Origin of the sequence: Algibacter sp. L1A34 (assembly GCF_009796805.1) — a bacterium.
Lineage (GTDB): Bacteria > Bacteroidota > Bacteroidia > Flavobacteriales > Flavobacteriaceae > Algibacter.
Genome location: NZ_CP047029.1, coordinates 658,717 through 675,928 on the forward strand (window position 1 = coordinate 658,717; position 17,212 = coordinate 675,928).

The 17,212-nt window shown below is 33.3% G+C and carries 14 protein-coding genes, 1 pseudogene and 2 riboswitches; of the genes and pseudogenes, 12 read left to right on the top strand and 3 right to left on the bottom strand.

All coding sequences use genetic code 11. The annotated features are described in order from the left end of the window. Positions 1 to 498: 498 nt before the first annotated feature. From GQR97_RS02895 to GQR97_RS02930, 8 genes and pseudogenes are all read left to right on the top strand, one after another. On the top strand, positions 499 to 1,092 hold the full coding sequence (locus GQR97_RS02895; protein WP_158845077.1) for a hypothetical protein: 594 nt from the start codon (positions 499 to 501) through the stop codon (positions 1,090 to 1,092). A 192-nt stretch (positions 1,093 to 1,284) separates the two neighbouring features. Beyond that, entirely contained in the window at positions 1,285 to 1,734 is a 450-nt protein-coding gene (locus GQR97_RS02900) for a hypothetical protein (protein WP_158845078.1), read from the top strand. Positions 1,735 to 1,758: 24 nt separating this feature from the next. Then, positions 1,759 to 1,908 (top strand): hypothetical protein, encoded by a 150-nt coding sequence (locus GQR97_RS02905; RefSeq protein WP_158845081.1) that lies wholly within the window; start codon positions 1,759 to 1,761, stop codon positions 1,906 to 1,908. A gap of 312 nt (positions 1,909 to 2,220) precedes the next feature. Continuing rightward, a riboswitch (FMN riboswitch) is annotated at positions 2,221 to 2,342 on the top strand. A gap of 100 nt (positions 2,343 to 2,442) precedes the next feature. After that, positions 2,443 to 3,111, top strand: a complete 669-nt coding sequence (gene ribB / locus GQR97_RS02910; protein WP_158845084.1) for a 3,4-dihydroxy-2-butanone-4-phosphate synthase — start codon at positions 2,443 to 2,445, stop codon at positions 3,109 to 3,111. Between the two features lie 104 nt (positions 3,112 to 3,215). After that, positions 3,216 to 3,962: a hypothetical protein gene (locus GQR97_RS19650; RefSeq protein ID WP_199269905.1), complete on the top strand. Its 747-nt coding sequence runs from the start codon at positions 3,216 to 3,218 to the stop codon at positions 3,960 to 3,962. 160 nt (positions 3,963 to 4,122) lie between these two features. After that, positions 4,123 to 4,974: an NAD(P)-dependent oxidoreductase gene (locus GQR97_RS02920; RefSeq protein WP_158845087.1), complete on the top strand. Its 852-nt coding sequence runs from the start codon at positions 4,123 to 4,125 to the stop codon at positions 4,972 to 4,974. 170 nt (positions 4,975 to 5,144) lie between these two features. Then, positions 5,145 to 5,266: riboswitch (FMN riboswitch) on the top strand. A 108-nt stretch (positions 5,267 to 5,374) separates the two neighbouring features. Then, positions 5,375 to 6,025 (top strand): annotated as a pseudogene (ribB, locus tag GQR97_RS02925) (3,4-dihydroxy-2-butanone-4-phosphate synthase); the annotation flags it as partial. Between the two features lie 961 nt (positions 6,026 to 6,986). Continuing rightward, entirely contained in the window at positions 6,987 to 8,417 is a 1,431-nt protein-coding gene (locus GQR97_RS02930; protein ID WP_158845090.1) for a sulfatase, read from the top strand. Positions 8,418 to 8,632: 215 nt separating this feature from the next. On the opposite strand, the gene GQR97_RS02935 is transcribed toward GQR97_RS02930, so the two are convergent. Then, positions 8,633 to 10,126, bottom strand: coding sequence for a TrkH family potassium uptake protein (locus GQR97_RS02935; protein ID WP_158845093.1), 1,494 nt, complete (start codon positions 10,124 to 10,126; stop codon positions 8,633 to 8,635). 54 nt (positions 10,127 to 10,180) lie between these two features. Then, positions 10,181 to 11,530: a Trk system potassium transporter TrkA gene (gene trkA, locus GQR97_RS02940; RefSeq protein ID WP_158845096.1), complete on the bottom strand. Its 1,350-nt coding sequence runs from the start codon at positions 11,528 to 11,530 to the stop codon at positions 10,181 to 10,183. Positions 11,531 to 11,774: 244 nt separating this feature from the next. Between trkA and ubiE the strand changes: the two genes are divergently transcribed. Genes ubiE through GQR97_RS02955 form a run of 3 tightly spaced genes read left to right on the top strand, consistent with a single transcriptional unit; the run spans position 11,775 to position 13,756 of the window. Further along, positions 11,775 to 12,500 carry a bifunctional demethylmenaquinone methyltransferase/2-methoxy-6-polyprenyl-1,4-benzoquinol methylase UbiE gene (ubiE, locus tag GQR97_RS02945; protein WP_158845098.1) on the top strand — a complete coding sequence of 242 codons (726 nt, stop codon included), beginning with the start codon at positions 11,775 to 11,777 and terminating at the stop codon, positions 12,498 to 12,500. Between the two features lie 4 nt (positions 12,501 to 12,504). Then, positions 12,505 to 13,233, top strand: a complete 729-nt coding sequence (locus GQR97_RS02950) for a porin family protein (RefSeq protein ID WP_158845101.1) — start codon at positions 12,505 to 12,507, stop codon at positions 13,231 to 13,233. 55 nt (positions 13,234 to 13,288) lie between these two features. Beyond that, positions 13,289 to 13,756 carry a GNAT family N-acetyltransferase gene (locus GQR97_RS02955; RefSeq protein ID WP_158845104.1) on the top strand — a complete coding sequence of 156 codons (468 nt, stop codon included), beginning with the start codon at positions 13,289 to 13,291 and terminating at the stop codon, positions 13,754 to 13,756. On the opposite strand, the gene GQR97_RS02960 is transcribed toward GQR97_RS02955, so the two are convergent. Beyond that, complete coding sequence (locus GQR97_RS02960) at positions 13,753 to 14,472, bottom strand: TrmH family RNA methyltransferase (protein WP_158845107.1); 720 nt, start codon at positions 14,470 to 14,472, stop codon at positions 13,753 to 13,755. The genes GQR97_RS02955 and GQR97_RS02960 overlap by 4 nt on opposite strands. Positions 14,473 to 14,646: 174 nt before the next feature. Here GQR97_RS02960 and GQR97_RS02965 point away from each other — a divergent pair, with 174 nt between their 5' ends. After that, complete coding sequence (locus tag GQR97_RS02965) at positions 14,647 to 17,196, top strand: BamA/TamA family outer membrane protein (protein ID WP_158845110.1); 2,550 nt, start codon at positions 14,647 to 14,649, stop codon at positions 17,194 to 17,196. The last annotated feature ends 16 nt before the right edge of the window (positions 17,197 to 17,212 follow it).

Genomic DNA, 17,212 nt, shown 5'->3' on the forward strand with positions numbered 1-17,212 from the left:
ATTAGAACCATAAAGATATAGTTGAAACAACTATTAAAGAGGAAAATATTTGTACTTATTCTCAAATTAATGACAATGGTAAATATTATGCAACTCAATATTTTAATAGAAGATATAGTGAGACCTTGAACAAAGAAAACAAGAAAAACTATAGTGTGTTTGAAAGAGATTCTTATCTATTTGACTTCGAATTGAATAACGTTGAGGATATAGAATATGAATTCAGGAAAATGAAACAAACTGTGTTAAATCGAGTGGAATACGATGAAACCTTTTTGAATTCATTTTACAAACGAGAAATAAGTAAGAAATCGGAATAAAAAACTATTGGCAACAACCTTAGCAATAATTCCACATGCAAAAAAAACGGTAATTCCTTAAGCTTACCAGTAAAAGCCTATCGGAATTTTGATAAAATTATTAGATTTACAAAAAAGCTAATTAACTGAATGTCAAAAATGAAATTAACGTTAAACATGATTAAATTCTGAACAAAAAATGACCCCAAAACAGATTGAAAGAATAAAAAATAAAATCGGAAAAATAAAACGTGAACTTGCAGCAGACAAAAAGCATTGGGGCGGATTTTATCATGACGGTAGAGGACTTAGATATCTGCCACCAGAATTATATTTAAAATTAAACGATTATTCAGGAGCTTTGAGATACTTTAACTGGTTTGATAAAAATTTTCCTGAAGACTCTGGATTTCCAATATTTCTTTTTGAATGGACAATTACACTTTTCAAAAAGAAGAAAATCCACCTAGCTGAAAAAAAAGCCTTGGAAACATTTTATTCTAATAATTATTTAATTGATATATTTTTAGGAAATGACATACTAGATTTTAGTAAATCTGAAAATTCAAATTGGGAATGCTCAAGCCTAGTAGAAAATTTAAAATATTCGAAAAGCCAAGAAGAACTCAATGATTTCGCTAAATGGATCGAAAACTTTACCAAAACGGAAACATTTTATAGTTTCGCTAATACATTAATTAAAATTCAATCAAAACTAATAACAGAACCTGTAGGTAAAAAGAGATCAGAACTTATAAATAAAAAATATAAATTACTCGAAAATTTAAAATAAAAACTACTGCCAACGTGTATAATTAATTGCTATGGCAAGTACTTATTTGGAAAATTCCTTCAGGATTTTTTCTTGTGTTCGTTTCTGTTTACTAAATCAGTTGCTAAAAAGAAAGAGATTTATTATCTAGTACAATTTGATTGTAAAACAGATGTAGATGACCTTCATACTGTAGCTGCCTTAGTAACTTTGATGTCTGATCCCGAATTTTCAAAAACACAATACCATGCAGTTGCCGGTACATATGACACTCAGGAAGGTTTATATGTTCCGTCTAATGATTTATTTCAACTCTCCTTTGGAAATAACTGGACAGACGCAATTGAAAATTTTAAAGACGCAATTGAAAAAGTTAAGGTTATTGCCTTAAAAACGCTTATAAAGCAAGGGAATATTTGGATTGCAGAAGCAGGTCAATCTGATTTTACGGCTAGACTAATAAAAGCTATTCAATTAGACTTACCTGAAATAAATGTTTCAAAACGTATTCATGTAATACAACATAGCGATTGGAATGAAAACCCCACTTCTACGGAGAGTCTTCAATTTGTAAAAGAAAATTCTAACGATCAGAAAATTTCCGATGGAAATACTGTTGGAAATGGAACTCCTGGATTTCGTGACCCTGAATATACCTATTGAAATGATAAAATCATAAATCAAAAGTTGATTGAAGTATGGCAGCTTGCAACAGATTTATCAAATAAATACAATGGAAAAGACGGACGCTATAATAACAAGGCTATTTCGGTTGGAGGATTAGACTTCTCATACTTTTCTGAAGTTTGTTGGATTTTGGGAATACAAAACATTTAAAGATACAGAACAGTTCTTTAATATTTATTCTCATTAAAAATACCTGATATTTATTTAGTCAAAGATTAAATAGTTAAAAAATTGTCATTATTGTTTATTTACTTTAAAAAACAAACTGTTACCAATAATGTATAAAAATAATAGCCGTAAATTCAAGAGTTTTATCCCGCTTCAGCTTTCTTGATAACTTAAAAGTAAAGCGCTACGCAGTCAGTTACTATTTCTATACACAAACTTTGTGTGCAATGCAAAAAAAATCCCAAAGTTTTGATATCCTCATTAAAATAGAAAATTATTTACTAATTTTGAGTTGAATTTCTTCGGGGCAGAGTGCAATTCTCTACCGGCGGTAAAAGTCCGCGACTCCTTGAAAAAGGACTGATTTGGTGAAACTCCAAAACCGACAGTTAAAGTCTGGATGAGAGAAGAAAAAGTCTATCACTTAACTATGCAATTGATATAAATCAGTTGTGTATTATATTGCTGTACACTTTGCTCAGAAGAATTAATACTAATAATTTAAAAGTAGCAAAGATGAATAGTTTAAAAACATTTGGAAAAAACAGCGTAGAAAGAGTTAATAATGCTGTTGAAAAATTACAACAAGGTTTCGGAATATTACTTGTAGATGATGAAAATAGAGAAAATGAAGGTGATATTATTTTTTCTGCCGAAAAAATGACAGAAAAAGATATGGCTTTAATGATCCGAGAATGTAGTGGAATAGTATGTCTCTGTTTAACTGAAGAAAAAAGTAAAAGTCTTCAATTAAAACCAATGGTTACTAATAATACAAGTAAAAACCAAACAGCATTTACCATATCAATTGAAGCAAAAAAAGGAGTAACTACAGGTGTATCGGCAAAGGATAGATTACAAACAATAAAAACAGCTATTTCAGAAAAAGCTAAACCAGAAGATTTATCACATCCAGGTCACGTATTTCCTCTATTAGCGCAAAGTGATGGCGTTTTTAAAAGACGAGGTCATACAGAAGGAAGCATAGATTTAATGAAAATATCAGGTTTAAGAGATGTTGCTGTTTTGTGTGAATTAACAAATATTGATGGCACAATGTCACGACTTCCTGAAATTTGTGAATTTGCAAACAAGCATAATATGACGGTTGTTACTATTGAAGATATTTTTCAGTATAGAATGATAACTGAGAAAAAAATGGAAAAGCTTGAGGTAATAAATTAGCAGAGTACAACTTTGGTTATACTAAACCGTTGCCAACCATTTCCTCTATTTCTAGGTGGATTAATTTGATAAAAAACCACAATACATCTAAAAAATTATAAAATATGAAATACATTTTATTACTCGGACTATTCTTATTACAATTCACCGGTTATTCACAATCACTTGATCAAAAATCGAGTTCTAACAAAGATAATGACAAGTTGCTATTAACAATCTTTCTTAAACATGATCAAAGCATGAATTTAAATGAGATTGAAAAAATAAGAACGGATCAAGGGTTTTATGTAAATCTCCCTCCAGAAGGAGTTTCTGTAGTTAATTGGTTTGTAGTTATGGGACTTGGCCAGGTGGTTGTATTAGAACTTCCTGCTTCAAAATTATCAGCTGTGAATTTGGCAATTGAGAGAACCGCATGGAAGGCTTTTACAACAGAAATTTATCCAACGTACAATTTGTATCCTATCATAGAAAATAAGTTGAAAAATAAGTCAAAGGTGACACTTAATTCAAAACCTATTTTTGAAAAAGAAAAAGATGATAAGTTGTTATTAACGGTCTTTCTTAAACATGATCAGAGTATGAATTTAAATGAGATTGAAAAAATAAGAACCAATCAAAGGTTTTATGAAAATCTCCCTCCAGAAGGAGTTTCTGTAGTTAATTGGTTTGTGGTTATGGGACTTGGCCAAGTGGTTGTATTAGAGCTTCCTGCTTCAAAATTATCAGCTGTAAATTTAGCTATTGAGAGAACCGCATGGAAAGCTTTTACAACAGATATTTATCCAACGTACAACTTATATCCTATCATAGAAAATAAATTAAAGAATAAGTCAAAGGTAGAATACTAGAATTTAAATGAATATCAACAGTCAAACAAACTTAATATAAGCTTTGGGTTACACAGTATAAAAATAAAAGTAATTATGGTAATTTACGCAATTGGAGATATACATGGCAGTATAAACGCATTAGGCAACACGCACCAATTACAAATAATAAACATAAATTATGAATAAATTAAAATTAGGTTGGATTGGTCTTGGTAATATGGGCAATCCAATGGCAAAGAATCTGATAAAAGCCGGCTTTGAGGTGGTCGTATTTAACCGGACAAAAGAAAAGGAAACAGAATTCATAGAGTCTGGGGCAAAGTCAGCAGACAGCCCGCAACATCTGCTTGAAATTTGCGATGTGGTTTTCACCATGTTGTCGAATGATGAGGCGGTAAAAGCGGTTTTCGAAGGAGAGTCGGGATTACTGGCTAAAGAGCAACCTGGAAAACTCATTATCAATATGAGTACGGTATCTCCCGATACCTCCCGTTATTTGTCCAAAATCAGCAGTAAACATCAGCTTGAATTTTTGGAGGCACCTGTCTCCGGAAGTGTCAAACCGGCTCAAGATGGAACCCTGATTATTCTGGTTGGCGGAACTGTAGAGAGCTACAATAAAGCCAAGCCAATATTTGATGTTCTTGGGAAATTTTCGCATCATCTGGGAGCTATTGGTGTAGGAAGTTCTGCAAAACTAGCGATTAATTACCTGCTTGGACTTAACCTTCAGGGGCTGGCCGAAACCGTTCTGTTTGCTGAAAAGAACGGCGTGAGTCGTGAAGATATGCTTGCCATTGTTAATGAAGGAGCCTGCGGCAACGGCATTACCAAATTGAAATCTTCATCAATTATAAATAATTCTTTTCCCGCCGCTTTTGCGCTAAAACATCTGGTCAAAGATTTACGATTGGCAAAAGAAGCCGGACTGGATGCGCCGTTAATAAATCCTTTGTTCGACAGTTTTAATCATGCGCATGATATGGGTTTGGGTAACGAAGACGTAATGGCAATTATGAAAAGTCTCTAGCAAAAATAGTCCTAATTTCAAGGGAGTTACATTTAATAAAGTTTGTAGCGGTTTCACAGAGAAATGCTTCTTACACCAGCCGTTTTGTGTAATGCAAAAAAATGAGTGAGAGCCGAGCAAAAGTGTTTGTAAATTAACAAGAATGATAAAATAAGATATATTTTTGATTAAATTTTCTTCGGGGCAGGGTGTAATTCCTTACCGGCGGTTAGAGTCCGCGACTCCTTGAAAAAGGATTGATTTGGCGAAACGCCAAAACCGACAGTTAAAGTCTGGATGTGAGAAGAAAAAAACTTAACTATACAATTAAAATAAACTCACTTGTATAATTGATGTATGCTTTGCTCCGAAGATTTAATATTAATAAACTAAAGGAGTAATGATGAAAAGTTTAAATTAATTTGGAAAGAACAGTAAAGACAGAGTTGAAAAAGCTGTTTAAAAGTTGCAACAGGGTTTTGGAATTCTACTAGTAGATGATGAACATCGAGAAAATGAAGGAGATATTATTTTTCTGCCGAGAAAATGACAGAAAAAGATATGGCTTTGATGATTAGAGAATGTAGTGGCATAGTGTGTCTTTGTTTGACAGAGGAAAAATGTAAGAATCTTTGTTTAAATCAAATGGTAAGGGAGAATACGAGTAAAAACCAAACGGCATTTACAATATCAATTGAAGCAAAAAATGATGTAACTACGGGAGTTTCTGCGCAAGATAGATTAACGACAATTAAAGCTGCTATTTCTCATAATGCAACACCTGAAGACTTGTCGCATCTAGGTCACGCATTTCCCTTGTTAGCTAGAAAAAATGGAGTATTTGAAAGAAGAGTACTTATAGAAGGAAGTATTGACTTAATGAAAATTTCAGGATTGGGAGAATCTTCAGTTTTATATGAATTGACTAATTATAGATGGCACAATTTCGAAATTACCCGAGGTTTGTAGCTTCGCAGAAAAGCACAATATGACCGTAGTTTCTATTGAAGACATTTTCCAATATCGTAAAATGAAAGAAAACATGAAAGAAGTATTAGAAATGGTTAATTAAAAAGTACATACACACAATCGGGTGGATGGCTCCGTCATCAAATGACGGAGTGAACCCTTCATTTCACCGCACGTGCGGGTCTCGTATACGGCGGTTCGTAAATCATCACACCAAAGCTCTTTTCTCCCTTGGCACTATTTTCTACTTTAAACATAAGCTACCACTAGTGCTCCTATGCAAATTTTGAAGAGAATTTCGTTCAGTCCTTCCCTACTTGTGAGTCCATCGGAGGTATTAACTCTACTCGTTTCCTATAGGCACTATAACCTCTGTTGACTTCTCCAAATAACCAACTCGTAGTTTTGGAAATCCTCCCAGGTAATGACATCTTCTTTCTCTAAATCACTGCCGTATCTACATACTTACACTTTTGATAGTCTTAGGGCGTTACAATGATGTGCTTGCTTACCCGAGTAAATATGCCTCTCTATACAATTTATGTTCGTCAGTACCGAGTTTTGTAGTGGTATTTGCTCATTAATCAATCACAAATAACCTTCAGATAAAACCTCACGGTTTTCACCCTTGCAACTTACTAATGCTTCAAGACGTTACTCCTGCACATAAGGGACTTGCACCCTATAGATTAATTATTTACCTTTCCGCAAATAAAAGCATGCCCATGCTGGGCACACACAATACCTATATCTAATAAGGGGTTCTGTACTTTTAATTCCCTTACTAGCCATAGCCTAAACATAAGCAATTTAAAAAAACCAGAAAAAGAGAATTAAACTTAAAAAATCCTCATAATGGGTTGATATGCGATTTGGACAGGAATAGACCCCTTGAAATTGTATTCATAGGAACTCTTATATTTGAAGAACCCACCATATTTTTGCGTTTGTTCCTTATTTCAACTTTAATAGCTTCTATTGTAGGATTAAAAATAGTTTCCAACTGAAGTTAAATGAGTTAAAATCTCTTCAAAAAAAACATAACAGACAAACAATTTTCAATAATGAAAATAAGTAAAATCGCATCTCTTTCATTTATGGTTTTAGGCATCGTAATGATAACCAGCTGTAAAAAACCTCAACCCGACCTAAAACCAAATATTCTACTTATTTGTATTGATGATCTGCGTCCGGAATTAAAAAGCTTTGGCGCAAATTATATTATCTCCCCAAATATTGATGAGTTAGCAAATGCAGGTGTTTCATTTCAAAATCATTTTGCAAATGCTCCCAGTTGCGGACCTTCTCGCTATACCTTACTAACAGGTTTATATGGTCCACCTAGTAATGATGCGTTATTCATACGGTCCAAAAAAATAACACAAGGCAAAGAAACCGTAAAACCAAGTATGCCCGAATGGTTTAAAACACAAGGCTACACTACCGTTTCTGTTGGAAAAGTATCTCATCATCCGGGAGGAAGAGGTGGAGACGATTGGAATGACAGTACTATTATTGAAATGCCTAACGCTTGGAATAAACATTTAATGCCTGTTGCAGAATGGGAACATCCTCGTGGCGCAATGCATGGGCTTGCCAACGGAGAAATTCGAGTAAACGCTAGTAACATGGATGTGTATCAAACTGTAGAAGGAAATGATAATCTGTATCCTGATGGCGCAATTACAAATGAAGCTTTAAAACAACTCGGTAACTTATCAACTAATACTGAAAACCCCTTTTTTCTAGCTATTGGAATAATTAAACCACACCTACCCTTCGGAGCTCCAAAATCTTATTACGATAGTTATGATAGTATAACCTTCCCGGAAATAGAACATCCGCAAAAACCAAAAGGAAGAACAACTTGGCATAATTCTTCTGAATTCATGAAATATAACAATTGGGGAAAAGATGCAAATACAGATTCGCAATTTGCTTATGAGTTACGCCGCCATTATGCAGCATGTGTAAGTTATGCCGACGCCCAAGTTGGGAAGATTTTAGATGAATTGAAACGCACAGGAGCAGACAAAAACACTATCGTTGTTCTTTGGGGAGATCATGGTTGGCACTTGGGAGAATATGGCATTTGGGGAAAGCATAGTTTGTTCGAAGAATCTCTACATTCTCCATTAATTATTTTTGATCCAAGAATGAAAAACAACGGGTTTAAGTCTAATGCTATTGTAGAAACTCTTGATATTTTCCCTACGTTATGCGAGTTAACCGGAATTAAAATCCCTGACTTTACACAAGGCGTATCTCTCGAAAATATATTAGAAAAACCGAATACAACGGGCCATAATGCTGTTGCTTACAAAGCTAATGTTTCGACGATAAGAACTGCTACGCATAGATTGACTCTCCATAAGGATGGTTTCGCTGAATTGTATAGCTATTTAAGTGGAGACAATGAAGCTATAAATATAGCAGATAGCAATCCTGAATTGGTTAAAGAATTAACGAATGCGTTGAAGGCTAAGTTAAAGTAATAAAAATTACCTCAGCAAAAACTCGCGTTAGGGATTGAACGGCATGTTTGAAATCCTTTTTGCGAAAAACATTAAAACGGAACACTAGGTTAAACGCCTACTTAAATATATGCAGTAGTCCTGAAAAAACTCAGAAAGCTTCGCAAAAAGATTGAGTAGTGAAAGCCCGACCCTTTTCGGGTAACGCCAAATTATTTATAAAATAAAGACGATGTTTATCGGTTTCTCCAGAAAAATGGTGTGAATAAAATAAGTACTGTAAAAAGTTCTAAACGCCCAATAAGCATTAAAAATGATGCCCACCATTTTGCAAGTGGCGGTAATGCAGCGTAATTGTTTACAGGACCAAAATCGCCTAAGGCTGGACCAACGTTTCCGAGGCTAGACGCGGCTAAACCTACTGCTGAATCGTACTGAATTCCGAACATAGAAAACACAAGCGCACCGATAATAAAAGACAGCATATAGAGGATAAAAAAGCCAAGCACATTAAATACGATATTCCCCGAAACGGCACGTTTATTATAACGAACAGGCAAAATAGCATTGGGATGCAGCGTACGTTTAAACTCTAAAAACCCGTTTTTAATTAAAATTAAATGGCGAACTACTTTTACACCTCCAGAGGTACTTCCTGCCGAACCACCAAGAAACATGAGTCCGAAAAAGAAAACGACTAAAAAGGGGGTCCAAAGCGTATAATCTGCTGATACAAAACCTGTTGTTGTAATTACAGATAATACTTGGAAAAGCGCATGCCTAAAGGCACTTTCTGCTTCTCCCCAAACCATAGGATGATTAATACTTGATATAGAAGGATCGGCTTGAAAATAAATAATTACCGCTGCTATTAAGGTGAATATTATAATGAATTTTGTATAGATTTGAAACTCTTCATCTTCAATAATTTTTGAAAACTTTCCTTTAAAAGCAAAGTAACTAAGTACAAAGTTAACACCTGCCAAAAACATAAATAAAATAATGATGTATTGTATTAAAGGCTGATCGTTCCAATAGGCAACACTGGCATTTTTAGTTGAAAAGCCACCCGTAGATAGCGTGCACATAGCATGATTTATGGCATCAAAAAAAGACATACCTGCTAACTTTAAAAGCAAAGTTTCGGCTGCTGTATAGCCAAAATAAATAAGCCATAAACGTTTTGCTGTGTCTGTAATTCTTGGGTGTAATTTATCGGCACTTGGCCCTGGTGCTTCTGCAGCAAAAAGTTGCATACCTCCAATACCTAGTAATGGAAGAATAGCAATGGCAAGAACAATAATTCCCATACCACCTATCCAGTGTGTTAAACTTCGCCAAAATAAAACACCTTTTGGTACGGCTTCAATATCATTTAAAATAGACGCGCCTGTTGTGGTATAGCCAGACATGGTTTCGAAAAATGCATTTGTAAAACTCGGAATACTACCTGTAAAAACATATGGTAAGGCACCGCAGAGCGACATAATAATCCAACCAAAGGTTACAACTATGTAACCCTCACGCTTGTTCATTTCTTTGTTGTGATCTTTTGTTAAAAACATAGCTACAACACCAATAATAAGGGTTGCCATACCCGCTAAAAAGATTTGAAACGTTACTCCATCTTTATAAAGCAGACTAACTAATGCCGACAACAACATGAACCCGCCATTGAACAAAAGTAATAGTCCTAAGAAATGAAAAATGATTTTGTAATTTAATTTCATGTGGGATTTTAATATTGTTTTAATGTAAAATCTGACTTAGCAGAAATTTCATTTTTAAAGGAATAATTTTTCGACACCTTTTATAGATTGTAATAAACTACAAACCACCACGCGATCGCCTGCTTGTATTTTAAAATCGCCTAATGCAATAACTCCCAATCCGTCGCGAATAACACCTCCTATAATAGCAGAACGCGGAAAGTCGACATTTTTAATAACCTTGTTACAAATGGCAGATGTTGGCTTAACTTCAAATTCTAAAAGCTCGGCGTTCATGTTACTAAGCTTCGTCATGGCAACGACTTCACCTTTTCTAATATATCTAAAAATATTATTTGCAGCTAACAGCTTTTTATTTATTAAGGTTTCGATACCAATAGAATGTGATAATTCGAAATAATCCATATTTTCTACTAGTGCTACTGTTTTTTTAACACCTTTAGATTTAGCGACTAAACAGGTCATGATATTGGTTTCGGAGTTTTTACCAACCGCAATAAAAGCATCCATGTCGCTAATATTTTCTTCCTCTAGTAAATCGACCTTTCGGCCATCACTATGCAATACTAAAACCTTAGGTAACTCGTCGGCAATATCGAAAGCACGTTCCTTATTTTCTTCTAAAAGCTTTACATTAAATCCTTTTTCGGAAAGAGACCTCGCTGTTTTAAAACCGATTTGACTTCCGCCTAAAATCATCACATTTTTAATAACACGATTAGGCTTACCTGTAAGACGACACAACTCTTCATTTCCCTCTTTAGAAGTTATAAAAACCACATGATCACCACGTTTAAATTTAGTATCGCCACGTGGAATAATAGTAAATTGTGTACCAAAACGCTGAATAGCAATGGGTACAAAATGTAATTCTGGAAATATTCTGGCCGCTTCTTTTACGGTTTTTCCAACAAAAGAGGCAGAACTTCTTAAGTTTAAACCAATCATGGTTAATGCACCGTTTTCAAACTCGTAAGTATCATTAAATGAAGATTGCTTAAGTGATAACTCAATTTCTGATGCTGCCAATGCTTCCGGAGAAATTAACTCATCTATACCAAATTTGGTAAAACCGACCTCATCTTTATGATGTATAAATTCGGTATTGGAAATTCTAGCAATAGTACGTTTAGAACCTAACTGCTTTGCCAAAACACAAATTGTAATATTGGTGGTTTCGCTTGCTGTTACCGCTATTAATAAATCGCTAGACTCTACTCGAGATTCTTTTAAAATAGCAATAGAAGTAGCATCGCCCTTAATAACTCTAATATCCAAATGAGTGTCTGCGTAAGCTAAACTATCCTTCTGGGTATCTATTAAAGTGATTTCTTGAGACTCGTATGATAGGAGTTTTGCTAGATGAAATCCAACTTCGCCAGCTCCTGCTATAATTATTTTCATTTGTAATTCTTCATTATAAAGTGCTGCAAAGATAGTGCAAAATTAATATTAGTTATTTAAAATAAAACTTTATAACAAAGCAGAAATCCATTCGAAATCTGCATTATAAACTTAAATCTAACCAAATGATATCGATAAATTTAATAAATTTGACAACATAAAACAGTATAACCTTCTTTTCACTTTATCTAATATATTATAAAGTAGAAATAAATTATGTAGGTTTGCCAAAAAAAATAAAGATTTGTCGAAAATTAAACCATATAAAGATAGCGATTTAGGTAAGAAAGAACAGGTTACCCAAATGTTTGACACCATTTCTGGTGATTACGACGGACTAAACCGTGTGATTTCTTTTGGAATTGATATAAAATGGAGAAAAAAAGTTGTTAAAATAGTTAAAGACTCTAATCCTGATAGCATCTTAGATGTTGCGACAGGTACTGGTGATCTAGCTATTAATTTAGCCGAAACTAATGCCACTAGAATTGTTGGTTTCGATATAAGCAGCGGTATGCTCGAAATTGGTAAAACAAAAATTAAAAAGAAGGCTTTAGATTCTAAAATTGAAATGATTTTAGGCGATAGCGAAAGTATGCCTTTTGAAGATAATAGCTTTGATGCTATAACGGTAGCTTTTGGTGTTCGTAATTTTGAATCGTTAGAAAATGGTTTAAAGGAAATTTACAGAGTTTTAAAACCCAACGGTACTTTTGTAATTTTAGAAACCTCTATGCCAGACAAAACACCTTATAAACAAGGTTACAATTTTTACACTAAAAATATTTTACCACTTATCGGGAAACTATTTTCTAAGGATAGAAGTGCTTATAAATATTTGTGTGAATCGGCTTCTGTTTTTCCTTATGGAGAAGCTTTGAACAATATTTTACGTAAAATTGGGTTTATAGATGTTGAAGATTTACCACAAACTTTAGGTGTGGCAACAATTTATAAATCTAGGAAGTAATAATATGAAGCAGGTTTTTGCATTATTAGCATTTTTATTTGTAATTCAAACATCGAATGCACAGCTTTTCAAAAAAGAGAAGATAACCTATGATGCCAATCAGGGTCGAGGAACTACGGAATACAAACTGCTTCGATGGGGTTATTATTTAGGTTTTAACAACTACGACTTCAATTTTGATTACAACCAAGATTTACAAGATATTTATGTAAAAAGCACTACCGGTTTTAATGTAGGCTTAATTGGAAACTTACGAATTAATAAATTTTTAGACATCCGTATAGAACCTGGTTTACTAATTACTACAAGAGAATTAAATTACAGCTCAACATATTTTACAGAATCGGAACCAAGAGCGAGTGATTTAATACGTGAAGTAAAATCCACATACATTCATATACCCCTATTATTAAAGGTTTCTACCAAACGGATAAATAATTTTAAACCTTTTGTTGTTGGAGGCTTCTCTACAGCTTTAAATCTTTCAAGCAATGAAGACAACCCAAACGATAATTCAAACGGACAATTTAGAACTGTAAAAAATTCTCTATTTTACGAATTAGGTTTTGGCATCGATTTTTATTTATATAACTTTAAATTCACACCATCCATTCGTGGAGTATTTGGATTAAATGATGAGTTGGTAAGAGATGAGGATCCAGATAGTGCATGGACAAGTAACATAAACAGCATGAAAACTCGTGGTGTTTTTGTTAATTTTACTTTTCAGTAGAAAGTATTAAGTTATTCTTTTGTTGTGCTTAATTAAAATGAACTACTGCAAAAAAATGATTAAAAGACTCCAAAATAATGATATAGAAGTATCTAAAAAAATACGTTCAGTTTTTCAACTTTCATATAAGATAGAGGCAAAATTATTAAATGCTACTGATTTCCCTCCCTTAAAAAGACCCCTTGAAAATTATATAAATAGTGAAACAGAGTTTTTTGGATACTTAAAAGATAAAGAACTTGCTGGGGTCATTGAAATTAAACATAACAATAACTTTACACATATTAATAGCTTGGTTGTAGCTCCAAGTTTTTTCAGACAAGGAATTGCAAGAAAACTAATGGAATTCATTTTTGAAAGATTTAATTCAAAACTTTTTGTTGTAGAAACTGGATTAGAAAATGGACCAGCCACTGAATTATATAAGAAATTTAATTTCAAAGAAGTTAAACAATGGGACACAGACCACGGCGTTAGAAAAATAAAATTTGAACGAAGAATAAATAATATACCTAAACGCTAACCTCGTCTAAATTCACTTATCAAAATTGAAGTTGCCATAGCCACATTCAAACTCTCTGTAGCTTGTAAATCTCCAAATCTTGGGATACTTATTTTTTCAGTAATTAAAGCTTCTACATCTTTCGATACACCATTAGCTTCATTACCCATTACTAAAATGCCATGTTGTGGCAATTGTTTTTTATAAACATTTTGACCATCCATAAAAGCACCAAAAATAGGCGAATCAACATCGTTTAAAAACGTTTCCAAATCAACATAACTAATATTTACTCTTGTAATAGAGCCCATAGTAGCTTGTATCACTTTAGGGTTAAAACAATCTACAGTTGCTTTACTACAAACCAATTGTTTTATACCAAACCAATCACAAAGTCTAATAATGGTTCCTAAATTCCCAGGATCACGAACATCATCCAAAGCCACAATAAGTCCTTTGGTTTCTATAGGTGTTTGTTTAGGGATTTCAAAAACCGCCAATGCTTTATTAGGTGTTTTTAAGAAACTAATACGTTTTAAATCGGTTTCAGAAATTAAAACTTCATCTGTGGCATCAATATTGAAAGATTCCGTTGTATATAATGTATGAAGCTTTAAACTAGACGCCAACAATTCTTTTATTGTTTTAACACCTTCAACAACAAAAAAACCTAGGTCTTGTCTATATTTTTTTTGCTTTAAACTCGTTATTAATTTTATTTGGCTTTTACTAAGCATGCCTTTTTCTAATTTTTTATAAAGAAAAAGAAAATATTAGTAACATTGGCCTCGACATTAATTTTTCAGTTGAAAAAAATGTATTTTTGAACGCGTAACGTATATTTCAATTATTTTTTCAGTTGAAACAAAATTTTTAAACAAATTTAACCAAGATTAAAGGACGAGTACATTTTGAAACTTCAATTCAACAATATATTAATTTTACTAGTTTGCTTTATTTGCATTACCGCATGTGATAGTTTAAAACGCGTTGCAGAAGAAGACCATGTACTTTCTGAAAACACCATTCTTGTTAACGGTAAAAAAGAAAACACCGAAATATTAAATAATTTACTTTACCAAAAACCTAACACGAAGATTCCAATATTAGGAGTTCCGTTGCGGTTACACGTCTACAATTTAGCACGTCCAAATATTGATTCTATTATAAATGCTGATTTAAATAAAAGACCAAACAAGAAAAAACATCTCGAAAATTTTCTATCAAAAAAGCAGTTAAATAAATATATTGAATCGAAGACAAAATTTAATGCTTGGCTAAAAAAAACAGGAGAAGCTCCTATTATTGTTAATGAGTTAAAAACCAAAAAATCGATAATCCGTCTCAATGATTATTACATTAACAATGGTTGGCTCGATGTAAAAACCGATTATGATATTACAAAAACAGACGATAAACGCGCTAAAATTGAATATCAAGTAGAAACAGGTGAGCCTTTTATTATCGATACGATTACTCCAAACATTAAATCGCCAATTATCGATACTATTTATCAAAAAATAAAAAAGGACGCATTAATAAAACACAACGACCAATACAGAACTGTTAATTTTGAGCAAGAACGAGAACGCATCGCTACAGAAATAAGGAATTCGGGTGTGTATCATTTCTCTCAAGATTACATTACCATGGATATTGATACCATTGGCACTAATAAAAAAATGAATGTTGGCATCCATATTCAAGATCGAGCTATTAAAAATCAAGATTCAATTACACGTGTACCTTTTAAAATTTACACCATTAGAGATGTAAACATTATTACCGATTATTCTTTTGAAAACCGAGATAAACCTTTTCTAGATTCTATAAAATACAACGGTTACAATATTTATGCTTACGATAAAATAAAATACAGACCACGCGCACTTACCGATGCCATGTTTACCAACGCTGGCACTATTTTTAAAGATTTAGACCGAACTAGAACTTATAGACACCTCAACGAATTACGCACCTTTAAATATCCTAATATTGAGTATTACGAGCATGAAGACAACACCTTAACAGATACTATACGCTTAACACCTTTAAAAAAGTTTAATTTTGGTTTTAGTACGGATGTTTCTCAAAGTAATATTCAAAATTTCGGTTTTTCACTTAGCCCAAGTTTACAAATAAGAAATATTTTTAGAGGTGCCGAAACTTTTGAAATATCGGGAATTGCATCTATTGGCTCTTCAAAAGATAAAAACGACCCAGGCGATCCTTTTTTTGATATTAACGAATATGGTCTCGATTTAAAACTAACTATTCCTAGATTGTTTTCTCCATTTTATACCGAGCGTATTATTCCAAAATACATGTCGCCAAGCACTAGCATTAACTTATCTACAACAAGCCAAACTAATATTGGTTTAGATAAAGAAACCTTTAGTGGAGCGTTTAGTTTTAAATGGCAACCTAATAGTAAAGTGACTGATAAATTGGATATTTTCAATATGCAATACATCAACAACCTGAACATAAAAAATTATTTTAGAGTTTATACAACATCTTTCACAACACTAAACAATATTGCCCAAGAAGTTGGTTATGTTGGTCCAGATGAAGAATTAAACATTCCTAACTCCGATAACCCAAATAATCAAGCCGATGAGTTTATAGCCTATGCTTTGGCCGATACTACACCATCTGAAATATCTAGCAGTGAAGTTTCAACCATTCAAGGCATAGACGAACGGAAAACAAGACTTACCGAAAACAACTTAATACTTTCATCCAGTTTCAGCTTTACTAAAGATGGTAGAACCAATATTTTTGATGAAAATTTTTCAATATTTAAATTTAAATTAGAAGCGGCAGGAAACATATTAGCAAGTGCATCGGATTTTATTGGTCTTAAAAAAGACGATCAAGATCGATATGAGCTCTTAGGTGTTGCTTTTTCTCAGTACTTAAAAACAGAATTAGATTACACAAAACATTGGGATTTAGGTACTAAAAACGTAATCGCTATGCGTAGCTTTTTAGGTATCGCTGTTCCTTACGGAAACTCAACAAGTATACCATTTTCTAAAAGTTTCTATGCTGGTGGACCTAACGACAACAGAGCTTGGTCGGCCTATGGCTTAGGGCCAGGGAGTTCGCAAACCACAAACGAATTTAATGAAGCTAACCTAAAAATTGCTTTTAACTTAGAACATCGCTTTAATTTAATTGGTAATTTAAATGCCGCATTTTTTATCGATGCAGGAAATATTTGGAATATTTTTGACGATGTTGAAACCGAAGGAGCCACTTTCGACAGCTTCAGTTCATTAAAAGATATCGCTGTAGGTTCTGGTACTGGTTTACGCTACGATTTTAGCTTTTTTGTTTTTAGATTCGATGTAGGCTTTAAAACCTACAATCCATCCAACGAAACACAAAACCGTTGGTTTCAAGAATATAACTTCTCAAATGCTGTATATAACATAGGTATAAACTACCCTTTTTAACCCCTTTTTATTTTCG

Coding starts and splice junctions, on each gene's coding strand:
- GQR97_RS02895 (WP_158845077.1), top strand. CDS start 499: ATGACCCCAAAACAGATTGAAAGAATAAAAAATAAAATCGGAAAAATA.
- GQR97_RS02900 (WP_158845078.1), top strand. CDS start 1,285: ATGTCTGATCCCGAATTTTCAAAAACACAATACCATGCAGTTGCCGGT.
- ribB (WP_158845084.1), top strand. CDS start 2,443: ATGAATAGTTTAAAAACATTTGGAAAAAACAGCGTAGAAAGAGTTAAT.
- GQR97_RS19650 (WP_199269905.1), top strand. CDS start 3,216: ATGAAATACATTTTATTACTCGGACTATTCTTATTACAATTCACCGGT.
- GQR97_RS02920 (WP_158845087.1), top strand. CDS start 4,123: ATGAATAAATTAAAATTAGGTTGGATTGGTCTTGGTAATATGGGCAAT.
- GQR97_RS02930 (WP_158845090.1), top strand. CDS start 6,987: ATGAAAATAAGTAAAATCGCATCTCTTTCATTTATGGTTTTAGGCATC.
- GQR97_RS02935 (WP_158845093.1), bottom strand. CDS start 10,126: ATGAAATTAAATTACAAAATCATTTTTCATTTCTTAGGACTATTACTT.
- trkA (WP_158845096.1), bottom strand. CDS start 11,530: ATGAAAATAATTATAGCAGGAGCTGGCGAAGTTGGATTTCATCTAGCA.
- GQR97_RS02950 (WP_158845101.1), top strand. CDS start 12,505: ATGAAGCAGGTTTTTGCATTATTAGCATTTTTATTTGTAATTCAAACA.
- GQR97_RS02955 (WP_158845104.1), top strand. CDS start 13,289: ATGATTAAAAGACTCCAAAATAATGATATAGAAGTATCTAAAAAAATA.
- GQR97_RS02960 (WP_158845107.1), bottom strand. CDS start 14,472: ATGCTTAGTAAAAGCCAAATAAAATTAATAACGAGTTTAAAGCAAAAA.